Source organism: Cryobacterium shii (genome assembly GCF_004402595.1).
GTDB lineage: Bacteria > Actinomycetota > Actinomycetes > Actinomycetales > Microbacteriaceae > Cryobacterium > Cryobacterium shii.
Genome location: NZ_SOFY01000046.1, coordinates 1 through 1,474, shown reverse-complemented (window position 1 = coordinate 1,474; position 1,474 = coordinate 1). Strand labels below are relative to the sequence as shown.

Below are 1,474 nucleotides of genomic sequence, written 5' to 3'. Positions count from 1 at the left end.
GGCCCAGCTCGACCGGGCAAGCTGTAGGGATGGAAGATGTTCCCGATCCTCAGGTTCCCGAGCGTGCTCGGCGGCGAACCTACACCGCCAAGTACAAGTGCGACATTCTGACCGAGTACGACTGCCTCAATCGGCAGGGCCGCGGTGCGCTGCTCCGCCGGGAAAAGCTGTACACCTCCTTAGTCAGCTCGTGGCGTGACCAGCGAGACAAGGGGGTGCTGGCCGCTTTGGCGCGGCCGGCGGGAGCGCTGCCAGCCAGCACGTCGGAGAAGGACGCGGCCCGGCTCCGGAAAGAGAATGTCCGACTGTCGGGCGAGTTGGATACGGCGAGGCAGGTGATCGCTATCCAGGGAAAACTCTCGGCTCTGTTGGATCAACTCTCGACCAACAGCAGCGAGAAGAACACCGAGAAATAATCGACGCCACGATCACCGAACTCGTCCCTCTCGTCGGCACGCGGGACGCGTGCCTGGCCGTGGGCCGGTCGCGGGCGACGCACTACCGCCAACACCGGCGGTCGCCAAGACCGCCGTCATCGCCGCGGCCCCGGCCACAGCCGGCGAAGCAGCCGCGCGCGCTGACCGAGCTGGAGTGCGCCGCTGTTCTAGAGGTGCTGCGGTCCAAGCGGTTCGTGGACAAGGCGCCGGCGGAGATCCAGGCGATCCTCCTCGACGAGGGCACCTACCTGTGCTCAGTCGCGACGATGTATCGTCTGCTCCGCGCCCACGGCGAGACCGGTGAGCGTCGTGCTCAGGCCGAGCACCCGGCACGAGTCAAGCCCGAACTCATCGCGACGGGACCCAACATGACCTGGTCGTGGGACATCTCGAAGCTCAAGGGCCCGGCCAAATGGTCATACTTCCACTTGTATACGATTATCGACATTTACTCCCGGTACGTCGTCGGCTGGATGGTCGCGACCCGGGAATCCGCCGAGCTGGCTGAGCGGCTCCTGCTCGACACGATCGAGAAGCAGAACATTCGCCGCGATCAGCTGACGATCCACTCCGACAATGGGTCCTCGATGGCGTCGAAACCCGTAGCGTTTCTGCTCGCCGACCTGGGCGTGACCAAGTCGCACTCCCGCCCGCACACGAGTAATGACAATCCATTCAGCGAGTCGCACTTCAAAACTTTGAAGTACCGGCCCGAGTTCCCCGATCGGTTCTACAGCCTCGCCGAGGCACGCTCATTCTGCACCGAATTCTACGGCTGGTACAACGGTGAACATCGCCACTCCGGCATCGGAATGCACACCCCGTTCAACGTCCACCACGGCCACGCACGCGCCATCCAGCACGCTCGCGCCCGCGTTCTCAGGACCGCCTATACCAAGCACCCTGAACGCTTCGTTCGGAAGCTCCCGCAGCCGCCAACATTCCCGACGACGACGTGGATCAACGAACCCGAAAAGGAAGGAACGAACTCAATGACCGCCTAAGGAAACTGACTCACATAGGTTGACATCTTCCGG

At 63.2% G+C, this 1,474-nt stretch carries 1 protein-coding gene; it reads left to right on the top strand.

Annotated elements, in window-relative coordinates; translation table 11 throughout:
• Window positions 1-29 precede the first annotated feature (29 nt).
• A protein-coding gene (locus tag E3O49_RS08670) for an IS3 family transposase (protein ID WP_244285274.1) occupies window positions 30-1,441 on the top strand; the annotation gives its coding sequence in 2 pieces (ribosomal slippage) (window positions 30-351 and window positions 351-1,441; 1,413 coding nt in all).
• Window positions 1,442-1,474: the final 33 nt, after the last annotated feature.